24 protein-coding genes are annotated in these 20,365 nt (G+C 56.9%); 10 read left to right on the top strand and 14 right to left on the bottom strand.

Features of this window, described 5'->3' with window-relative positions:
• Window positions 1–32: 32 nt before the first annotated feature.
• On the bottom strand, window positions 33–278 hold the full coding sequence (locus EPE01S_RS23350) for a hypothetical protein (protein ID WP_137269373.1): 246 nt from the start codon (window positions 276–278) through the stop codon (window positions 33–35).
• Between the two features lie 70 nt (window positions 279–348).
• On the opposite strand from EPE01S_RS23350, the gene ydfG reads away from it, so the two are divergent.
• On the top strand, window positions 349–1,095 hold the full coding sequence (gene ydfG / locus EPE01S_RS03430) for a bifunctional NADP-dependent 3-hydroxy acid dehydrogenase/3-hydroxypropionate dehydrogenase YdfG (protein ID WP_062743198.1): 747 nt from the start codon (window positions 349–351) through the stop codon (window positions 1,093–1,095).
• A 22-nt stretch (window positions 1,096–1,117) separates the two neighbouring features.
• On the opposite strand, the gene EPE01S_RS03425 is transcribed toward ydfG, so the two are convergent.
• Window positions 1,118–1,444 carry a YnfA family protein gene (locus EPE01S_RS03425; RefSeq protein WP_062743197.1) on the bottom strand — a complete coding sequence of 109 codons (327 nt, stop codon included), beginning with the start codon at window positions 1,442–1,444 and terminating at the stop codon, window positions 1,118–1,120.
• Window positions 1,445–1,583: 139 nt separating this feature from the next.
• Here EPE01S_RS03425 and EPE01S_RS03420 point away from each other — a divergent pair, with 139 nt between their 5' ends.
• Window positions 1,584–1,931 carry a DUF1283 family protein gene (locus EPE01S_RS03420; protein WP_062743420.1) on the top strand — a complete coding sequence of 116 codons (348 nt, stop codon included), beginning with the start codon at window positions 1,584–1,586 and terminating at the stop codon, window positions 1,929–1,931.
• Window positions 1,932–1,983: 52 nt separating this feature from the next.
• On the top strand, window positions 1,984–2,280 hold the full coding sequence (locus tag EPE01S_RS03415; protein WP_062743196.1) for a DUF1161 domain-containing protein: 297 nt from the start codon (window positions 1,984–1,986) through the stop codon (window positions 2,278–2,280).
• A gap of 51 nt (window positions 2,281–2,331) precedes the next feature.
• Here EPE01S_RS03415 and EPE01S_RS03410 read toward each other — a convergent pair whose 3' ends face one another.
• Entirely contained in the window at window positions 2,332–3,789 is a 1,458-nt protein-coding gene (locus tag EPE01S_RS03410; protein WP_062743195.1) for an MDR family MFS transporter, read from the bottom strand.
• Between the two features lie 311 nt (window positions 3,790–4,100).
• Here EPE01S_RS03410 and EPE01S_RS03405 point away from each other — a divergent pair, with 311 nt between their 5' ends.
• From EPE01S_RS03405 to osmV, 4 genes are read left to right on the top strand one after another with little or no spacing between them, the layout of a single operon-like run.
• Window positions 4,101–4,814, top strand: coding sequence for an ABC transporter permease (locus tag EPE01S_RS03405; RefSeq protein WP_062743194.1), 714 nt, complete (start codon window positions 4,101–4,103; stop codon window positions 4,812–4,814).
• A gap of 21 nt (window positions 4,815–4,835) precedes the next feature.
• Complete coding sequence (locus EPE01S_RS03400; protein WP_062743193.1) at window positions 4,836–5,759, top strand: glycine betaine ABC transporter substrate-binding protein; 924 nt, start codon at window positions 4,836–4,838, stop codon at window positions 5,757–5,759.
• Window positions 5,760–5,768: 9 nt separating this feature from the next.
• Window positions 5,769–6,416, top strand: coding sequence for an osmoprotectant ABC transporter permease OsmW (osmW, locus tag EPE01S_RS03395; protein ID WP_062743192.1), 648 nt, complete (start codon window positions 5,769–5,771; stop codon window positions 6,414–6,416).
• A complete protein-coding gene (osmV, locus tag EPE01S_RS03390; RefSeq protein WP_062743191.1) occupies window positions 6,416–7,555 on the top strand; it encodes an osmoprotectant ABC transporter ATP-binding protein OsmV in 1,140 nt (379 codons plus the stop codon). Before osmW ends, osmV begins: the two co-directional genes overlap by 1 nt.
• A 50-nt stretch (window positions 7,556–7,605) precedes the next feature.
• On the opposite strand, the gene licT is transcribed toward osmV, so the two are convergent.
• From licT to EPE01S_RS03375, 3 genes are all read right to left on the bottom strand, one after another.
• Window positions 7,606–8,469 (bottom strand): BglG family transcription antiterminator LicT, encoded by an 864-nt coding sequence (gene licT / locus EPE01S_RS03385; protein WP_062743190.1) that lies wholly within the window; start codon window positions 8,467–8,469, stop codon window positions 7,606–7,608.
• Window positions 8,470–8,641: 172 nt separating this feature from the next.
• Window positions 8,642–8,992, bottom strand: coding sequence for a hypothetical protein (locus EPE01S_RS03380; protein WP_062743189.1), 351 nt, complete (start codon window positions 8,990–8,992; stop codon window positions 8,642–8,644).
• A gap of 81 nt (window positions 8,993–9,073) precedes the next feature.
• Entirely contained in the window at window positions 9,074–10,690 is a 1,617-nt protein-coding gene (locus EPE01S_RS03375; protein ID WP_062743188.1) for a peptide ABC transporter substrate-binding protein, read from the bottom strand.
• A gap of 165 nt (window positions 10,691–10,855) precedes the next feature.
• Here EPE01S_RS03375 and mpaA point away from each other — a divergent pair, with 165 nt between their 5' ends.
• Window positions 10,856–11,563 carry a murein tripeptide amidase MpaA gene (gene mpaA, locus EPE01S_RS03370; RefSeq protein WP_062743187.1) on the top strand — a complete coding sequence of 236 codons (708 nt, stop codon included), beginning with the start codon at window positions 10,856–10,858 and terminating at the stop codon, window positions 11,561–11,563.
• Here mpaA and ycjG read toward each other — a convergent pair.
• A complete protein-coding gene (gene ycjG, locus EPE01S_RS03365; protein WP_062743186.1) occupies window positions 11,543–12,526 on the bottom strand; it encodes an L-Ala-D/L-Glu epimerase in 984 nt (327 codons plus the stop codon). The two genes, mpaA and ycjG, sit on opposite strands and share 21 nt — an antisense overlap.
• A 119-nt stretch (window positions 12,527–12,645) precedes the next feature.
• Here ycjG and tpx point away from each other — a divergent pair, with 119 nt between their 5' ends.
• Complete coding sequence (gene tpx / locus EPE01S_RS03360; protein ID WP_062743185.1) at window positions 12,646–13,149, top strand: thiol peroxidase; 504 nt, start codon at window positions 12,646–12,648, stop codon at window positions 13,147–13,149.
• Window positions 13,150–13,212: 63 nt separating this feature from the next.
• On the opposite strand, the gene tyrR is transcribed toward tpx, so the two are convergent.
• The 7 genes from tyrR to pspA form a co-directional block, all read right to left on the bottom strand.
• Complete coding sequence (gene tyrR, locus EPE01S_RS03355) at window positions 13,213–14,778, bottom strand: transcriptional regulator TyrR (RefSeq protein WP_062743184.1); 1,566 nt, start codon at window positions 14,776–14,778, stop codon at window positions 13,213–13,215.
• 102 nt (window positions 14,779–14,880) lie between these two features.
• Window positions 14,881–15,936: a YcjF family protein gene (locus tag EPE01S_RS03350; protein ID WP_062743183.1), complete on the bottom strand. Its 1,056-nt coding sequence runs from the start codon at window positions 15,934–15,936 to the stop codon at window positions 14,881–14,883.
• A complete protein-coding gene (locus EPE01S_RS03345; protein ID WP_062743419.1) occupies window positions 15,933–17,330 on the bottom strand; it encodes a YcjX family GTP-binding protein in 1,398 nt (465 codons plus the stop codon). Before EPE01S_RS03345 ends, EPE01S_RS03350 begins: the two co-directional genes overlap by 4 nt.
• A gap of 70 nt (window positions 17,331–17,400) precedes the next feature.
• The gene (gene pspD, locus EPE01S_RS03340; RefSeq protein ID WP_062743182.1) at window positions 17,401–17,613 is read right to left on the bottom strand and encodes a phage shock protein PspD; all 213 of its coding nucleotides are present in this window, start codon (window positions 17,611–17,613) and stop codon (window positions 17,401–17,403) included.
• Between the two features lie 28 nt (window positions 17,614–17,641).
• Complete coding sequence (gene pspC, locus EPE01S_RS03335) at window positions 17,642–17,989, bottom strand: envelope stress response membrane protein PspC (RefSeq protein ID WP_062743181.1); 348 nt, start codon at window positions 17,987–17,989, stop codon at window positions 17,642–17,644.
• Entirely contained in the window at window positions 17,986–18,213 is a 228-nt protein-coding gene (pspB, locus tag EPE01S_RS03330) for an envelope stress response membrane protein PspB (RefSeq protein WP_062743180.1), read from the bottom strand. The genes pspC and pspB overlap by 4 nt, the downstream gene beginning before the upstream one ends.
• A 56-nt stretch (window positions 18,214–18,269) precedes the next feature.
• Window positions 18,270–18,935, bottom strand: a complete 666-nt coding sequence (gene pspA, locus EPE01S_RS03325; RefSeq protein WP_062743179.1) for a phage shock protein PspA — start codon at window positions 18,933–18,935, stop codon at window positions 18,270–18,272.
• Between the two features lie 185 nt (window positions 18,936–19,120).
• Here pspA and pspF point away from each other — a divergent pair, with 185 nt between their 5' ends.
• A complete protein-coding gene (pspF, locus tag EPE01S_RS03320; protein WP_062743178.1) occupies window positions 19,121–20,116 on the top strand; it encodes a phage shock protein operon transcriptional activator in 996 nt (331 codons plus the stop codon).
• The last annotated feature ends 249 nt before the right edge of the window (window positions 20,117–20,365 follow it).

Below are 20,365 nucleotides of genomic sequence, written 5' to 3'. Positions count from 1 at the left end.
TGCGGGATCGTATCGCTTAAGATTTGCAAGAGTTATGCCATTCGTCCAGTTTTCACTTTTACTCTTTTATTCAGTGAGTTACGAAGAAAATAGTCGGTAACGACGTTTTTTAAAACAGTAAAACGGTTGCGCAACCGGTTGCTAAAAAGGCAACCGATTGCTATGAAGTCAAAAAGACCCGGCCCGGGCATTCTGCCTGCCCGTAGCGCACTGCCATAAGGCAGTCCAGACCACGGCTGCACGCTGTTGGTGCAGTTTTTCTTGTTCGTCATCATCATGAGCGCCTTATCAGCTCTGCCCTGAAATGATAAGGTGGGAAAAATCTAAAACGGGTTAAGGAACAGCGAGATGATTGTATTTGTTACCGGGGCGACCGCCGGATTTGGTCAGAGCATTACCCGCCGCTTTATCAGCCAGGGCCATCAGGTCATTGCTACCGGCCGCCGTCAGGAACGTCTGGATGCCCTGAAAAAGGAATTTGGCGACAGGATTTATACGCTGGTGCTGGACGTCCGCGACCGTGCGGGCATCGACGCGGCTGTGGCCTCACTGCCTGCTGAATGGCGCAACATCGATATTCTGGTCAACAACGCCGGACTGGCGCTGGGCATTGAACCTGCGCAGCGTGCCAGCCTGGAAGACTGGGAAGATATGATCGACACCAACAACAAAGGCCTGGTGTATATGACACGCGCGCTGCTGCCTGCGATGGTGGAGCGCAATGTCGGGCATATTATTAATATTGGTTCTATCGCCGGCAGCTGGCCGTATCCGGGCGGCAATGTTTATGGTGCCACTAAGGCGTTTGTTCGCCAGTTCAGTTTCAACCTGCGCACCGATCTGCACGGCACCGCCCTGCGAGTGACCGACATTGAACCGGGCCTGGTTGGCGGTACGGAGTTTTCGAACGTCCGTTTTAAAGGCGATGACAGCCGTGCTGACAGCGTGTACGACGGCACCGAGCCGCTGACGCCAGAAGATGTGACCGAGGCCGTGTGGTGGGTGGCCACCCTGCCGAAACATGTCAACATCAGCGCGCTGGAGATGATGCCGGTCGGTCAGAGCCAGGCGGGTCTGCGCGTACACAAAGCGTAATTCAGCCTCTTCGGGTCTGCTTTCAGGCCCGTCCCCATCCGGCCACAATAATCAGCATCCCGCAAAACGCCACGGCAGCACCGACCCAGTCGGTGCTACTCAGTTTTACCCCATCAACAATACGTAACCACAGCAGCGCGGTCACCACGTATACGCCGCCGTAGGCCGCATACACGCGGCCGCTGGCGGCCGGGTGCAGGGTCAGTAGCCAGACGAAAATCATCAGGCTGAATCCTGCAGGCAGCAGCAGCCAGGCAGAGGCGTTCTTTTTAAGCCACAGGTACGGCAGAAAGCAGCCAATAATTTCGGCCAGGGCCGTGGCAAAGAACAGTAATGTCGTCGTCAGCATAGGGACTTTTCTCTCTCAATGTTCAACGGTAACACCGCGCGACTGGTGGGTGGCCGAAAGCTGGTGATATACTACAACACATGATCTGCTCAGTCGCAGATGACGTGGCTGAATGCTCACCCATAAGGAACCGAACATGATGAAAACGCTGAAACAACGTCTGGCTAAGGCTTCGTTGCCGTTGCTGCTGCTGACCGCGCTGTTTTCCGTTCAACACGCTGCCCAGGCGCGCACTGACCACCTGATTATTCAGGATGGTGATAACGCGCTGACTAAAGAGCAGGCCCGCGAACAGAAAGAGCAGTGGGATGCGACCCATCGCCTGCGTGGCAAAGTGAATAACCGCGTGGAAAAAGAGTTTGACCGGGTGGATCAGGCTTTTGATACCCAGGAAGGCTGTGAAAAAAGCATGAACCTGAACGCGTACTGGGAGCCCAATACGCTGCGCTGCCTCGATCGCCGCACCGGACGTGCCGTTACGCCATAAGCTGACTTTCCTGCTATAGTTAGCGCAGATTTCATGCAAAAAGGATGAACAAATGAAAGGCATTAATTGGGTGTTAACCGCACTGCTCGTTGCTGCACCTCTGGCGGTACAAGCCTCGTGCGAAACGGTGAAAGCGGATATTAATCAGAAAATTATTAACAATGGGGTTCCTGCCTCAGGCTTTACGCTGGACGTAGTGCCGAACGACCAGGCGGAACAGGCCGGTGGGCAGGTCGTCGGTCACTGCGAAAATGATACGCAGAAAATTGTTTATAAACGCAACGGTAGCGATGCCGATAACAGCGTTCCTGCCAGCGCAGGCACCTCTCAGGATGCCCCGGCGCAGTAGCGTATGATCCCAGCGGGGTGAGCGGTTAGCCGGCGCACCCCCTGTCCTTTCTCAGATCGGCTTCTCTGCCGGAACAAAACGCGAAATGATCAGACTCATCCCTGCAATCACGGCCGAAACGGCAAACACCCAGTGGAGAGAATGCGCGATCTCGTTGAGCATGACCGCCAGCGTTGACGGGTCAATCTGCTGCCGCTGGCCATGTGACATCACCTGCTGTACCGGATCGGTGTCGTCAGGCAGGCGCAACAGCAGATTGTAGTTCAGCACCGCCCCCATGACGGCGGTGCCGAGCGCCGACCCCAGCATCCGGCTGAACATAATCGACGCGGTACATATGCCGCGGATGGCGAAATCTGCGGTGTTTTGCACGGCGATAAGGAAGGTGGTGCTGGTCATGCCCATTCCCGTTCCGATCACAAAAGCAAACAGCCCGGCGTGCCACACCGGACTTTCACGATGCAGCGTCAGCAGCAGACCGGTTCCGGCGATCAGCAGCACCGAGCCCAGCAGCGCGGTGAAACGGTAAGAGGTGCGCTGCATCAGCCGGCCACTGAGCGTACTGGCCAGCGGCCAGCCGATCGACATCATTGCCAGCGCACTCCCCGCCTGCAGCGGCGTTCCGCCGTTAACCCCCTGGATCCACGTCGGCAGAAAGGCACTGATGCCCATCATGGCGGCCCCAATCATCAGATTGCCGGCATTACCGGCCAGCAGCGTGCGGCTGCGCCAGATCGCCGCCGGGAACAGCGGTTCGCGGGCGCTGCGTTCGTGTCGCACCAGCGCCATGCCGGCCAGTACGGCCAGTAGCAACAGGCCCACTACCAGCGTCGTGCCAAGGGCTTCAGCCTGTAACAAAGCGACCAGCAGTGCACTGACGGTAAGCATCAGCCATGCACTGCCCGCCAGGTTAAGCCGGTGCGGGCTGCGCGCTTTTGACTCCGGGAAAAAGCGCGCCAGCAGCAGCATTGACAGGATGCCAATGGGCACGTTGACCCAGAATATGAGCGCCCAGTTAAAATGCTGTACCAGCCAGGCACCAGTCAGCGGCCCGACGATGGCGGCAACGCCCCAGACGCTCGACAGCCATCCCTGTACGCCTGCCCGCTCTTTCGGCGGATAGACATCCGCGATGATGGTAGACGTCAGCGGCATAATCGCTCCGGCCCCCAGCCCCTGAAAGGCGCGGAACAGGATCAGCCAGCCCATATTGGTGGCAAAGCCGCACAGCACCGACCCGACCAGGAACAGTCCGGTACCGATAAAGAACATGCGCTTCCGGCCCCAGAGATCGGCCAGTCGACCGTAAATCGGCACGCTGACCGCCTGCGTCAGCAGATAGATAGAGAAAACCCAGCCAAACTGCGAGAAACCGCCCAGCTCAGCAATGATGGTCGGCATCGCGGTGGCCACGATGGTCACTTCAATCGCCGCCATAAACATGGCCAGCATCGAGGCAACCAGTATCCAGTGGCGTGACTTAACGGGCGTAGCAATTGATTCCGACATGGTGTCCCTTTCTCAAGTAGAGCCTGAAAGTGTGGATGATATTTCGCACGACAGTTTCCGAATTGTGCTTATTTTTTTTGTGACGGCGTCACTTTTTGACGATGAATTTTTTTCATCGTCAGTTTTCCCAGTGCTATCAAGGGCTACAACCGAATTTTGCCAAAAAGTATCCTGCTGATTTTCAGCGAAAAATTTGCCAAATTTGCCGTTCCGCTGCTATAGGTTTTAGGGTTAGTTTACCGGGTAAAGTGATAATCACCCATGAGATCAACACTTTTAATGCTTACCCGCGTTCCAGGGAGAACACTGATATGCAACATACCACGCTGTTACAGCGTGCCTTACTGGCGGCGCTGTTTATTGCCGCGATCGTCGCCCTGCTGGTCTGGGGACTGGGGATTGAAACCATTAAGGCAAAGCGCGTCGATTTGATCTATCTGGGGCAGCAGCATATGACGCTGGTGTTCTGGTCTATGCTGTTTGCTCTTCTGGTGGGTATTCCCAGCGGTATCGCCCTCAGCCGTCCGGGCGCGCGCCGTTGGGCAGAGTACGTGATGCAGATCTTCAACATCGGCAACACGCTCCCCCCGCTGGCCGTGCTGGCGCTGGCAATGGTGGTCATCGGTATCGGTGACCGCCCGGCAATCATTGCCCTGTTCCTCGCCTCACTGCTGCCTGTCGTGCGTAATACCTATGCGGGACTCTGTTCCGTCCCGGCCCCTCTGCTGGAAGCGGCGGACGGTATCGGCATGACCCGGGGACAGCGTCTGCGCCAGGTCGAACTCCCTAACGCCATGCCGGTGATGCTATCCGGTATTCGCGTGGCGATGGCGATCAACGTGGGCACCGCACCGCTGGCGTTTCTGATTGGGGCCAGCAGTTACGGGGAATTGATTTTCCCCGGTATCTACCTCAATGATTTCCCCACGTTGATCCTGGGAGCGGCGGCGACCGCGCTTTTTGCCCTGATCCTCGATTTGTTACTGGCCGGTCTCGGCCGTCTTCTCAGCCCGCATACGGCTTAAAAAAATAACAGGGAGCTGACTATGGCTGGTACCCCCCTTTTCCCCCGCTGGCTTCGGGCGGGCGCGCTTGCTCTGGCGGCATCGCTGGCATTCAGCGGTATGGCCGCTGCCGCGCCAATTGTGATGACCACCAAGAGTTTTACCGAGCAGCATATTTTGTCTGCGCTCACCACGCTTTATCTGCGCAAGCAGGGCTTTGATATCGAACCCAAGACCAACATTGCTACCGTGATTGCCCGTAACGCGATGATCAATAAACAGGTGGATATGGCCTGGGAATACACCGGTACCTCACTAATTATTTTCAATAACATCACCCAGCGCATGTCGTCTGAAGAAGCTTATCAGACGGTGAAAAAGCTGGATGCAAAGCTGGGGCTGGTATGGCTGAAGCCTGCCCCGATGAATAATACCTACGCCTTTGCGATGTCCGCCGAACGGGCGAAAGCGGAAAACATTGAGACCCTGTCGCAGCTGGTGGCGAAAATCGAGCAGGTGCGTAAAGACGACCCTGACCACAACTGGATGCTGGGGCTGGATCTGGAGTTTGCCGGGCGTTCCGATGGGCTTAAACCCCTGCAGAAAGCCTACAATATGCCGCTGGATCGCCCGCAGATCCGTCAGATGGATCCGGGACTGGTGTATAACGCCATTCGTGACGGCTTTGTCGACGCCGGGCTGGTGTATACCACCGACGGTCGGGTAAAGGGCTTCGAACTGAAAGTGCTGAAAGATGATAAGGGTTTCTTCCCCAGCTATGCGGTGACACCGGTGGTGACCGAGAAAGCACTGCGGGATCATCCGGGTCTGGAAGCGGCGCTTAATAAGCTGTCGCCACTGATCACCGACGAAGCCATCACCGAAATGAATAAGCGTGTGGATATCGATCACCAGTCGCCTCAGCAGGTGGCCCGCGATTTCCTGACATCCCATAACATGCTGTAAGGAGGCTTCATGGAGACGATCCATTACATGATTGATAATGCCGGCTATCTCGGCACCCTCACCTTTCAGCACCTGTGGCTGGTGGCGCTGGCGGTCGGTTTCGCCATTGTGATTGGTGTGCCGCTCGGTATTCTGATTGTGCGCTTTAAGTGGCTGGCCACGCCAGTACTCGGACTGGCCACTATTGTGCTGACCATTCCCTCTATCGCCCTGTTTGGCCTGATGATCCCGCTTTTTTCACTCATCGGTCAGGGCATTGGCGTCCTGCCCGCCGTGACGGCGGTGTTTCTCTATTCTCTGTTACCCATTGTGCGCAACACCCATACGGCACTGGAAAATCTGCCTGACGGCCTGCGTGAAGCGGGACGCGGGATTGGTATGACCTTCTGGCAGCGTCTGCGCTGGGTCGAAATTCCGATGGCCCTGCCGGTGATTTTTGGCGGCATCCGTACGGCGGTAGTGATGAACGTCGGCGTGATGGCCATTGCAGCGGTGATTGGCGCAGGCGGTCTTGGCCTGCTGCTGCTGGATGGCATTAGCGGAAGTGATATCCGCATGTTGATTGCTGGCGCATTAATGATCTGCTTACTGGCGATCGTGCTTGACTGGCTGCTGCACCGTTTGCAGGTAGCACTGACACCTAAGGGGATCCGATAATGATAAAACTGGAAAATCTCACCAAAACCTTCACACAGAAGAACGGTAAAAGCTTTAATGCCGTCGACAACGTCAGCCTCAATGTACCCGAAGGCGAGATGTGTGTCCTGCTCGGCCCTTCCGGCTGCGGTAAAACGACCACCCTGAAAATGATCAACCGGTTGATCCCATCCAGCAGTGGAAAAATTCTGATCAACGGCGAAGACACCAGCGGGCTGGATACCGTCACGCTGCGGCGCAATATAGGCTACGTAATCCAGCAGATTGGCCTGTTCCCGAATATGACCATTGAAGAGAATATCACCGTGGTGCCCCGTATGCTGGGCTGGGATAAGCAGCGCTGTAAGGCGCGTGCCAGCGAGCTGATGAGCATGATGGCGCTGGATGCGAATAAATTCCTGCAGCGCTATCCGCGTGAGATGTCGGGCGGTCAGCAGCAGCGCATCGGCGTTATTCGTGCCCTGGCGGCGGATCCACCGGTGCTGCTGATGGATGAGCCGTTCGGGGCCGTCGACCCGATTAACCGTGAGGTGATCCAGAATGAGTTTCTCGATATGCAGCGGCAGCTGAAAAAGACCGTGATGCTGGTCAGCCATGATATTGATGAAGCGCTGAAACTGGGTGACCGTATTGCCGTGTTCGGTCAGGGAAAAATTGTGCAGTGCGCCAGCCCGGACGAACTGCTGGCGAAGCCGGCCAATGAGTTTGTCGGATCGTTCGTCGGTCAGGACCGTACGCTGAAGCGTCTGTTACTGGTGCAGGCGGGCGATGTCACCGACCAGCAGCCGACCCATACCGTGCAGAAATCCACTCCGCTGGCGGAAGCCTTCGGCGTGATGGACGATAACGACCTGCGTTCGATTACGGTGGTTGATGAGGATGGCCGACCACTGGGCTTTGTTAAACGGCGCGAGGCACGCGGTGCAAGTGGCCTCTGTGCCGAGAGGCTGCATCACTTTACCGTCACCGGTAAAGCCGAAGAGAACCTGCGCGTGGTGCTCTCCAAGCTGTATGAACACAATATGGTGTGGATGCCGATTGTCGACGAGGACGGTCGCTACAGTGGTGAGATTTCCCAGGACTATATTGCGGATTATCTGAGCTCAGGCCGCACGCGTCGGGTGCTGAATCCGGCGTAAACCCGGCCCTCAACTTTCACAGGGCACGCGGGAATACGGAGATGAGGCCCTCAGGCCTCATCTTTATCATCATCCAGGGCCAGCGTCTCCTTTCTGACCCGCTCTATGTGGATCGTCAGAAACATCCGCTCCTCACTCCCCAGGGTATAGTCATAATTCTTCCTCACGTGGCGATCGATTTTGTCCACGCATTTGTAGGCGGCGGGATAGCGGTCGCGTACCACATCGTGCAGCGATTCGTCATCACTGTAGACGCCGCGTTTCCCCAGCATCCGCTGTGAGAAAAACTTAAGATGGGTGACAAAGCGGTTATAACTCAGCGAATCGGGCTGATAATCAAGCTGTAGCTGGTACTTCACCAGATGCAGGATTTCCTGCATAAATTTAGTGATATGCATCACAGCAGGCATCTCGCTGCCCAGTTGCGCATTCACCAGATGCAGGGCAATAAATCCGGCTTCATCCTCCGGTAGCCGCACGTTAAGGCGTTTGTCGATAATATTCAGCGCCGCCAGCCCGATGGCATACTCCTGCGGATAGAGGCTGCGGATCTCCCACTGCAGCACGTTACGGATGGGCAGGTTTTGCTGATGCCGGGTCAGGGCAAAATTTACATGATCGGTCAGCGCAATGGCCAGACTGTCATGCAGTTGACTACTGAGTTGCTCGCGCGCCAGCGCAATGATGCATTCTGTGGCGATCACCACCTCCAGCGGGATTTCAGACAGCAGTTCGCCCAGGCGCCCGGTCAGCTCCTGACTTTTCAGGGCAAAGGTTTTTTCAACCAGCGCCGGGTCAAGTTCGTCCCCGCTGCGCTTTTTAAACGCCAGCCCGCGCCCCATCACCACCAGTTCATGCCCCTGTTCGTCATGAACAATGACCACATTATTATTTAAAACTTTTGCTATTTTCATTTCCCGGCCTGAAAACAAAAAAACCTGACCGCCGGAGGAGCTCCGGCGGTCAGGTTTTGCCTGCTAAAATGCAGTAACAATCCAGTGTTCACACGATAAGGCATTATACGCGGGTCTCAAGCACCGGGCTGCCGTTCTGTGATAGAGCTCGCGCTTTGTTACGATTTGTTTCCTAAACGCCCCGGGAACACTTCTGTGTGGCGAGTGCGTTCAGCTGTCGTTCACGCTCGGTAGCGTGTTTTTGCGCCTGCTGTTTGGCAATACCGTTACCAATGCCAAAGTCCATTGCGGCACCCACTACGGTCAGGGCATCAAACTCCCCTTTCTTATCAATATCCTGCTGCACTTTTTTCTGTTCAGCGATCTGCTGCTGCACGCCCTGGCAGTCAAGCTGATCGGCCTGCACCGCACTGATCGGCGGCGAGGCAGGATACTGTTTCAGTGCGCAGCCACTGAGCATTACCACAAACATAAACAGAGGAAACCGTTTCATCATCATCACCGTCAGACTGAGTTGCTGCATTATGCACGACATCCCCGCGGCTCAATGGCATAAGCAGCAACCGGTGCCGCGGCTTATCCTGGCGATGACGCCGTACGACAATCAGTGTTTTAAAATATACAGAGTACGGCTGTAGGCCACATCTTCCGGATTGGTGATCGGATAGCCTTTTACATACGGCTTGATCAACCGTCCGTTAGTGTACTGATAAATCGGCGCGATCGGGGCCTGTCCGGCGATAATCTGCTCTGCCCGGTTATAGTCATCGTTACGCGCCTTGTCATTCGTCTGACGGCTGGCCTGGGCCAGCACGGCATCGTATTCTGCACTCTTAAAGCCGGCGATATTGCCGCTGTGAGTGGAGGACAGCAAACTGAGGAAGGTGGACGGCTCATTGTAATCCCCAACCCAGGACGCGCGGATCACATCAAAGTTGCCGCTGTTGCGGTTGTCGATATAGGTTTTCCACTCCTGGTTTTGCAGTTTCACGTCCACCCCGAGGTTTTTCTTCCACATCGAGGCCACGGCAATCGCAATCTTCTTGTGCGTCTCTGAGGTGTTATACAGCAGGGTGAGGTTAAGCGGATGGGTCGGCCCGTAGCCCGCCGCGGCTAGCAGGGCTTTCGCCTGAGCGTTCAGCTCCTCCTGACTGTGCTGCTGCATAAAGCTGGCTTTCGGCGTAAAGCCCGCTGTGACGTCAGGCGTGAAGTGCCAGGCCGGTTTTTCTCCGGTTCCCAACACTTTTTCGGCAATAATTTTGCGGTCAATGGACCAGGAGAGCGCCTGCCGCACACGCACGTCAGCCGTAGGCCCCTTGCGGGTATTAAACGCATAGTAGTAAGTGCCCAGTTGGTCAGGGGTGTAAACCTCACCGGGGATCTGTTTTTTCAGCAGGGCATACAGCTCTTTCGGGAACGATTCCGTGATATCAATATCCCCCGCGCGATAGCGCTTGGTGGCACTGGACTCTTCACTGATCGGCACATAGGTCACTTTGTTCAGCACCGTATGCGCGTTATCCCAGTAGTGCGGATTGCGAACCAGCACGACTTTCTCATTCACCACCCGGCTGTTCAACTGGTAGGCCCCGTTACCCACCAGATTACCCGGACGTGTCCACTGGTCGCCGTAGGTGGCGATAACCTTTTCCGGCACCGGGAACAGGCTGAAGTTGGCGGTCAGGCTGACAAAATACGGCACCGGCCTGTCGAGTGTGACCTGCAGGTGGGTATCATCTATGGCACTGACCCCCAGCTTATCCGGACTTATTTCCCCTTTAACGATGGCACCGGCATTTTGAATACCCGCCAGTTCAGCAAACCAGGCAAAAGTGGACGTGTTTTTCGGATCGACCAGTCGCCGCCAGCTGTAAACAAAGTCCGCAGCGGTGACAGTGTCACCGTTTGACCAGCGTGCATCTTTGCGCAGCGTGAAGATCCAGGTTTTATTGTCATTGGTCTGCCAGTCGATGGCCACGCCCGGAACAATTTTCCCGCTGGCATCCTGATTGGTTAACCCTTCAAACAGGTCACGGATTACCGGAATTTCCGGCAGCCCCACCGCTTTCACCGGGTCGAGCGAGGCAGGTTCATCTTTAATATGACGAACAATTTCCTGGCGCGCGGCCAGCGCGGTGCCCGCCGGGACATCGGCAGCACGAGAGGTGGAAACAATACACAGCGCCAGAGCGGCCAGCGCAAAAGAGGGGGATTTTCTCATTCCGGGATCCTTACCTGTCAGCAAAACTGCGGGAATTTCTTACTGCTGGCACTGTAACGCAAATGACATGCGCTGAAATAGTGTTTTTATTCAACACCCAGGCGATGTACCTTCCCGGGCAATATGCTAGTTTTAGCACAGAATCGTCTATCCGGAGCCCTGCCTATGTCGTTATTCCACCCCCGCCCGCTGCGCGGTCGCCTTGATGCCCGCCCGCAGTCGTACGGGCAATCGGTGCTGGGTGCACCGCTGCTCTGGTTTCCGGCCCCGCTGGCCAGTGAGGACAGTGGGTTGATCCTGGCCGGAACGCACGGGGATGAAACCGCTGCGGTGGTCACCCTCTCCTGCGCCATGCGCACGCTTCAGGACAGCCATCGTCGCCATCACGTGGTGCTGGCGGTGAACCCCGACGGCTGTCAGCTTGGGCTGCGCGCTAACGCAAACGGCGTAGACCTTAACCGTAACTTCCCAGCCGCCAACTGGCAGCACGGTGAAACGGTTTATCGCTGGAACAGCGTGGCCGATGAGCGCGATGTCCTGCTCTCTACCGGAGAACATGCCGGTTCAGAGCCGGAAACCGCAGCGCTGTGCCAGTTGATTCACCGGCTCTCCCCCGCCTGGATTGTCACTTTTCATGAGCCGCTGGCCTGTATCGAAGACCCCGATAGCAGTCCGCTGGGTCACTGGCTGGCGGCAAAAACCGGCCTGCCGCTGGTCAGCAGCGTCGGCTATGCCACGCCGGGTTCTTTCGGCAGCTGGTGTGCGGATATCAGCCTGCCCTGTATTACGGCAGAATTCCCACCGGTGGCCGCCGATGAGGCCAGCGAACGCTATCTGGGGGCGCTGGTCGATTTACTCTACTGGCAGCCGTGACAGGTCGATACGCCCGCAGCTGAACGGCAGTGCGGGTTCCGCATCTACCGCCAGCCAGGTCGGGCCATCCAGATCGACAAAACGCGCCTGCGGTACCAGCGGTAACGCTGCGCGAATGGCGCGTGAGGTACACAGCATACAGCCAAGCATGATGCCAAAGCCCTGATCTGCCGCCGCCCGGGCCAGCGCCAGTGCGGCCGTCAGACCCCCGGTTTTGTCCAGTTTGATATTCACCATCTCATAGCGCCCGTGCAGCGAAGGCAGGCTTTCAACGGTGTGGCAGCTTTCATCCGCACAAATCGGCAACGGGTGAATGAAATTTTCAAGGGCAGCATCATCCCCGGCAGGAAGCGGCTGTTCCAGCATCGCGACGCCAAGATCGGCCAGCAGCTGGCAGCGTGCCGCCAGCCCTTCGCTCTGCCAGGATTCGTTGGCATCGACGATCAGCGTGGCCTGAGGCACCGCGCTGCGGATGGCCACCAGACGTTCGGTGATCAAATGATGGTCCAGTTTTATTTTCAGCAGTTTCGCCCCGTTTTCCCACAGCGCCAGCGCGCTGCTGGCCATCATCTCAGGCCCGTCGATGCTGACGGTTTGCGCTATCTCAATCAGCGCCGGTGACGGCTGCGATGTTAACTGCCACAGGCTCTGGCCATCACGCGCGACTTCCAGATCCCACAACGCGCTGTCGATCGCATTGCGTGCGGCTCCCGCAGGAAGTCGCTGCTGGAGTTCTGCCCGCGTCAGCCCCTGCTGCAATGCCGGCAGCAGAGTAGTGATTTGCGCCAGCACCGACTCCTCACTCTCACCATAGCGCGGATAGGGAGTACACTCACCCACCGCTTTAATGCCGTTTTCCTCCAGCTCCACCACCACCACACCCGCATCACTGCGGGCACCACGTGCGATGACAAAGGGCGAATGTAACGGCCAGTTTTCCGGCCAGGCTTTTACCGATCTCATGCTCAAATCCTTCAATTGGTTTGGCGGGCGCATATTATGTCGTATTTATACTGTCTCACTGCTTCAGCATGGCATACACTGAAGCAGGTTAAACACCATTAACATTAAAAGGATAGATTATGTCTCAGACCGTACATTTCCAGGGCAACCCGGTTTCCGTTGACGGGCAACTGCCAGCGCCGGGCCAGGCGGCAAAACCGTTCACCCTGGTGGCCAAAGATCTCTCCGATGTCTCTCTGTCCCACTATGCGGGCAAACGCAAAGTTCTGAACATCTTCCCAAGTATTGATACCGGCGTCTGCGCAACATCCGTGCGCAAGTTTAATCAACTGGCGGGTGAAGTTGATAATGCCGTGGTGCTCTGTATTTCTGCCGATCTGCCCTTTGCCCAGTCACGCTTCTGTGGCTCTGATGGCCTGAGCAACGTCGTAACACTCTCTACCCTGCGCGGCAGTGAGTTCAAAAAAGACTACGGTGTTGCCATTGTTGATGGGCCACTGAACGGACTGACGGCTCGTGCCGTGGTGGTGCTGGATGAGCAGGATAAAGTCATCTACAGCCAGCTGGTCAGTGAAATTACCACTGAACCGGATTACGACGCCGCTCTGGCATCGCTGAAGTAATTCTCAGGGCAGACTGCTCACGCAGTCTGCCCTCCTGCCAGTACTCTTCCGCCAACCCTGCGATTACTCTGTATCCGCTTTTTTCTGACTCAATCCGTATTCACGCAGCTTATTGGCAATCGCCGTATGGGATACGCCAAGGCGTTTTGCCAGCTTGCGCGTGCTCGGATAAGAAAGATAGAGCCGGGTCAGCACCGAACGCTCGAAACGGCTGGTAATGTCGTCCAGCGACCCCTCAATGGCGTCATCGGCCAGCGGCATCTCCATCGCATACTCCGGCAGGACAATATCCTGAGGACGTAACTCGTTGCCCTCCAGCTGCGTCAGCGCCCGATACAGGGCATTTTTCAGCTGACGTACATTGCCCGGCCACGTGTACCGCGTGAGGAAGGCGTTTAGCTGGGAGGAGAGTTTTGGCCGAGCGACCCCCTGCTCATCAGCAAAGCGTGCCACGAACATTTCGGTCAGCGGCAGGATATCCTGTGGACGTTCGCGCAGCGGCGGCAGATTCAGCGTCAGCACATTGAGCCGGTAGAAGAGATCTTCGCGGAACTCGCCGCGCTGCACCAGCTCCATAAGGTTTTTTTGTGTGGCGCAGATGACCCTGACGTTAACATGCACCTCATGCTCTTCACCCACGCGGCGGAAGGTACCGTCGTTAAGAAAACGTAGCAATTTGGTTTGCATGCGCGGTGACATTTCACCGATCTCATCCAGCAGTACTGACCCACCGCTGGCCTGCTCGAAGAACCCTTTTTTGCCTTCCAGCGCGTTGGGGTATGCTCCTGCGGCATGGCCGAACAGCTCACTTTCCGCGACATCATCCGGCAGTGAGGCACAGTTCAGCGCAAGGAACGGCTTTTTACCCCGCGCACTGCGCAGATGACAGGCGCGTGCCAGCATATCTTTGCCGGTGCCAGTATCGCCTACGATCAGCAGGGGGGCATCCAGCATCGCCAGTTTTCTCGCCTGATCCACAACCTGGCGCATTTTGCCGCTGACGGCCACAATATGCTGAAATTCGCTGTCATCGTTGACCGCCAGATTCTGCAACTGCTGCCCCATGCGGGCGGTGGACTTCAGTAACACCACGCCGCCGACGGGACTGGGTGTCCCGCTTTCTTCTTCCTGAGCGTAGATCGGCGTGACTTCCATCAGGAAGTCGCGCCCCTGCAGTACCACGTGGTGCGCCTCAGACTCAATTCGCTCGCTCTCCAGCCAGCGTTGAAAATTAAACCCGGTAATGAGCGATGCGACACCGTAATTACGCATCTTTTCTTCATTAAATGAAAACAGACTTTCTGCCGCCGGATTAGCCAGCTCCACTTTGCCTTTCAAATCAATGGAAAAGACCGGATCCGGCAGCGCCACCAATAGCGCGCTCAGGGCGCGGTGTTCGCGCTCGGAGGGCAGGAAGGAGACGGTACGTACGTCGGTCACGCCAGGGATACGGCGGATCTCGGCCATCAGTTGGCTGAACTGCTCAAAGCTGATGGTGGAGAAATTAAGATAGATGCGGCCAATGGCGGCAATTTCGATGCCGCGCAGATCGATACGGCGTTCAACCAGCAGATCCAGCAGTTCGCGGGTCAGGCCGATTCGGTCCTGGCAAAAGACTTCAAGACGCATGCGTTTTAACCTTTGTTATCAACCGTGCGGAGCGTATTCATGGATAATACGCTATCCCTTGCCACGCCAGAAGTGTTCTGTCATGAAAAGTTGACACTCTGTTTACTTCTCGTTCTTGCCACTGCGCTGCAGGCTCTCTTTTAACTGGCCGATCAGTTCACGACGGAAGTCCCCAAGGCGCGGCTTATCCCCTTCCAGCCAAGGCAGTGGACGGCACAGTTCCATGGCTTTAATTCCCAGCCGGGCGGTCAGCAGACCGGCACCGATCCCCTGGGCGGCGCGGGTGGAAAGTCGGGCGGCAAGATCCTGTGACATCCAGTCCATACCCACTTCACGGATCAGCTCTGATGCCCCGGCAAACGCGATGTTCAGCAGAACCAGACGGAACAGCCGCAGGCGGCTGAAATAGCCCAGTTCAATGCCGTAGAGGGCGGCGATACGGTTCACCAGGCGCAGGTTACGCCAGGCTATAAAGGCCATATCGACCAGCGCCAGCGGGCTGACGGCGATCATCAGCGTCGATTCAGCGGCATAGCGGCTGATTTCGCGGCGGGCCTGCCGATCCAGTACCGGCTGCACCAGCTGGGCGTACAGCTCGACGACCTCGCGATCGTTTTGGGTTTCATGCAGTGAGGCGTGCCAGCGTTGCAGGGCCGGATGCCCGGACGCCAGCCCCGCCTGCTCTGCCAGTTTTTCACAAAATGCCCGGCCCTGACCGCTACCGTGGCTGGCCAGTAGCTCGCGCGCAACATCGCGTTCTTCCGCACGTTCGCGCAGTCGATACAGACGTCGCCATTCACCGATCAGCGATCCGGCCCCCGCCGCTACGATCAGCCCTCCGGCAATGCCCCCGCCCAGACCAATCCAGTCCTGAGCCACCCAGGCCTGATGCGTCCATTGAACGCCCTGCGCCACCACGCTGACGCCAAACAGACTCAGACCGGTGATCACCATCTTACGCCACAGGCTGCGTTTGGGGCGCAGCGCGGCTTCGACCGCCAGCTCTCCCGGGCCTTCAGGTTCGACGTCCGGCTGCGGGTCAACAGCGACAAACTGATCCTGCTGCGCGGCAAATGCCTTTGACGGGCGCAGGATGGGGGCCGGTTCATCACTTAGCGGCTGGGCAAAATCGATACGCGGTTTAATCGGTGCGGTCATCGCAGTTTATCTCCCAGAAGAAATTCCAGCGCCGCGTCCATCCGGATATGCGGCAGCGGCCGGTCAACATCCAGATCCTGCGGGCGGAACTGTTCAAAATGAAAACCCTGATCCTGCCAGAATGCATTGCCCGGCAGACGCGGCGGGACTTCGCCCGGATAGACGGTCAGCGGAGTGTTGTCGGCCAGACGGTGGCCACGCAGGGCCGGGATACTCTCGCCCTGATGATCGACGTGGCCGCTCTGTGTGGCCTGTACCGAGGCCAGACCGATGCAGTCCATCCTGATGCCTTCAAACGCGGCGTTCTGCCAGGCGTCCTGTACCAGCTGCTGGAGCAGCGACACCAGATTGGCGTGCTGATCGGCGGTAACATGATCGGATTTGGTCGCCGCAAACAGCAGCTTGTCGATGACCGGAGAAAACAGCCGGCGAAACAGGGTGCGCTGGCCGTACGAAAAACTCTGCATCAGCTGCGTCAGCGCCAGGCGCATGTCGTTAAACGCCTGCGGCCCGCTGTTGAGCGGCTGCAGGCAATCCACCAGAACAATCTGCCGGTCGAAGCGCAGAAAGTGATTCTTATAAAAGTCCTTCACCACGTGCTGGCAGTAATACTGATAGCGGGCACGCAGCATGCCGATATTGCTGGCGGCATCCCCCTGCGCCAGGCGGGTTTCGCCCCCTTCCACCACCTCGGGCCACGGGAAAAATTGCAGCGCCGGGGCACCGGCCATTTCGCCGGGCAGCACAAAGCGGCCGGGCTGGATAAAGTGCAGTCCTTCCTGTTTACAGCGCTGCAGGTAGTCGGTCCAGGCGGCGGCGATCGCAGCCAGGCGGTTTTCATCGGCGGGTGCCAGCGGGTCAAGGCCTTCACACAACTGACGCCAGCGCTGTGCCCATACCGCGCGATCGCCCTGCAGCAGGCCAGTCATCTGTCGTGACCAGCTCAGGTAATCCTGTTCCAGCATCGGCAGGTCGAGCAGCCATTCACCGGGATAATCGACAATTTCCAGATAAAGCGTGGAGGTTTCTTTAAAATGGCGCAGCAGGGAGGCCTGAGAACGGTAGCGTAACGCCAGTCGCATTTCACTCACGCCCCGGGTGGGGGTTGGCCAGTCTGGCGGTGTGCCGTACAGTTGCGCCACACCTTCATCATAGGTAAAACGCGGGATGCCAAGGTCGCGCTGTGGCACGCGTTTAACGCCCAGCAGGCGCTGCTCGCGCACCGCAGAGAACATCGGCAGACGCGCACCGGAATTGACGTTAAGCAGTTGGTTAACCAGGGAGGTGATAAAAGCGGTCTTGCCGCTGCGGCTTAATCCGGTCACCGCCAGGCGCAGATGGCGATCCGCGCCGCGGTTCACCAGCGACAGCAATTCATGTTGTAGTCGTTTCATCTGTGGCATTGGCACCTTATCGTTAATATTCCTTATCGTAACATCCTCCTGCCATTGCCGCTTCTCTGACTCAGGGGGTGGGTTTCACCCAGCGTGCGGTGACCCGGCGCAGCACGCGTTTAAACAGCGGCTCAAGCGCCCAGGCCAGCAGGATTTTTAATGGCCTGCGGGCGACGGACTTCACCGCCCAGCCGCTTAACCCTGCCGGGCCATAAGTCAGCGCGTTGATCAGCACAAATTTACCGGCCTTTTTCAGGCGCGGGTGGGGCTGCCAGTTTCTCATTAATACACTCCTGAAAAAGAACCGTAGATTACAGCTGGCTGAACCGGCTGCGCACGCTAAAGGTTTCTGAGGTGACATAACGCTCCACCTCACGTAACTCCCGTTCCCCGCCGTTCAGCTCTGCGCTTAATTCATCCAGCAACTGTCGCGCACTGAGCGGTTTATCTCGCCCCTGCTCGCTGGCCGGCAGGTCCGGCAGTAGCGTTGCCAGCAGGAAGTAGCCGACGATAGTCAGGACAAAGAGGCCGAAAAACAACGACATCACCACGATAACGCGGACCAGCAAGACCGGCACGCCCAGGTATTCGGCAATCCCGGCGCAGACGCCTTTCAGCTTTCCCTGCTCCGGGATGCAGTACAGTTTCTTCTGAATCATGGCTGCCTCCAGTGAGGATGCTCGGCATCGAGGATGGCTTCCAGCGCCTGGATACGTTCACGCATTTTACGTGCGTCCTGGGTCAGCTGTTGCAGACGCTGCAGTTCATTCTGCGTCAGTTCCGCCCCACCATTCTGGCGTTTTGTGTAATGCAGCCAGAGCCAGATCGGCGCGACAAACAGCAGAAACAACGTCAGGGGTATGGCAATAATGAAGACACTCATTCACGTTCCTTGATAGTTAATCTTAGCGATGCCGGCCACCGCCGTGGCCAGCTCCGTTACTCACTGCGGTTCATTTTTGCTTTCAGCGCCGCCAGCTGCTGGCTGATTTCATCGTCAGCCTGTAACTCAGCGAACTCCTGATCGAGCGATTTCTTTTTGCCAAAGCTGTGGCTTTCGGCTTCCGCTTCCATGTGGTCGATACGGCGCTCGAAGGATTCAAAACGGGCCATGGCGTCATCAATTTTGCCGCTATCGAGCTGGCGACGCACATCGCGTGATGAGGATGCCGCCTGATGGCGCAGCGTCAGCGCCTGCTGACGGGCACGGGTTTCGCTCAGTTTACTTTCCAGCTCACCAATTTCACCTTTCATCCGCGTCAGGCTCTCTTCCACCTGGCCGGCTTCCTGCTGCAGCGATGCCGTCAGGTCGGTGAGTTTCTGTTTTTCCATCAGCGCTGCGCGTGCCAGATCGTCTTTTTCTTTACGCAGGGCCAGTTCGGCTTTTTCCTGCCATTCGGCCTGCTGCGTTTCTGCCTGCTCGATACGGCGCTGTAACTGTTTCTTCTCGGCCAGGGCCCGGGCTGAGGTGGAACGCACTTCAACCAGCGTATCTTCCATCTCCTGGATCATCAGGCGCACCAGCTTCTGCGGATCTTCTGCTTTCTCCAGCAGGGAGTTAATATTGGCGTTCACGATGTCGGCAAAGCGGGAAAAAATACCCATAATCAAAATCCTCTTTCAGTCATAGTCTGGCATTACGCCGGGTGTCGAATAATACGGTTAAGCTGCATAACACTATTCAAAAGCCGTGCCAGTTTTTATCTTATTGATTTTAAATGACCTGCTCCCTTTACACCGGTATGGGGTGAGACTAAAGTGGTTTTTATCACTAACACCTGGTGAAATTAATGATGAACGAAAACCCAGATACCCTGCTTGGCGAGTCCAACAATTTTATCGACGTTCTGGAACAGGTTTCACGTCTGGCCCCACTGAATAAGCCGGTGCTGGTGATCGGTGAGCGCGGCACCGGGAAAGAGCTGATTGCCAGTCGACTGCACTATCTGTCTGAGCGCTGGCAGGGGCCGTTTATCTCGCTTAACTGCGCGGCGCTGAATGAAAACCTGCTGGATTCAGAACTTTTTGGCCATGAGGCCGGGGCGTTTACCGGCGCGCAGAAGCGCCATCTCGGGCGCTTTGAGCGTGCCGATGGCGGGACGCTTTTTCTTGATGAGCTGGCGACGGCGCCGATGCTGGTTCAGGAAAAACTACTGCGGGTGATTGAATATGGTCAGTTGGAGCGCGTCGGCGGCAGTCAGCCGCTGCAGGTCAGCGTGCGGCTGGTTTGCGCCACCAATGCCGATCTGCCGCTGCTGGCGCGGGAGGGTAAGTTCCGCGCCGACCTGCTGGACAGGCTGGCATTTGATGTGGTGCAACTGCCCCCGCTGCGCGAACGTCGAAGCGACATTCTGGTGATGGCGCAGCATTTTGCTATTCAGATGTGCCGTGAGCTGGGACTGACGCTGTTTCCCGGTTTCACCGCCGGGGCAGAACAGCGTCTGCTGGATTACGCCTGGCCGGGCAACGTGCGTGAATTGAAAAACGTGGTTGAGCGCTCGGTTTACCGTCACGCCAGCAGCGAAATTCCCCTGGATAACATTATTGTGAACCCTTTCCAGCGTGCGGAACCTGAAAACACGCGGTCAGCGCCCGCAGGGGAGGTTCTGCCGGCGCTGCCTTTCGATTTACGTCACTGGCAGAGTCGCCAGGAAAAAGCGCTGGTCGAAAAAGCGCTGAGCCAGGCCCGTTTTAATCAGCGCCGGGCCGCTGAACTGCTGGGTGTCACTTATCACCAGTTACGGGCCATGCTGAAAAAGCATGATATTAATTTTGATGAAGCCTGATGTCGTGGGTGGCGGGCAAAAAAAAGCCCGCATTAAGCGGGCTAAATAATACTGGAAGCAATGTGAGCAATGTCGTGCTCCTTAACGGCAGAGCCACCGTTAAAGCGCAGGTGAATAATAATCATTCTCAATCTTATCTGTAAAGCATTTTGTTGAGAATTTTTCTCATTACCACAGCAAGATCAGGCGTATTCCGCCGCCCCCACTTTCTCTCTGGCGATCTTTCTGCCGAAAAACGGTGACGACCCG

Source organism: Erwinia persicina NBRC 102418 (assembly GCF_001571305.1).
GTDB lineage: Bacteria > Pseudomonadota > Gammaproteobacteria > Enterobacterales > Enterobacteriaceae > Erwinia > Erwinia persicina.
This window is presented reverse-complemented; position numbering and strand designations above follow the sequence as displayed.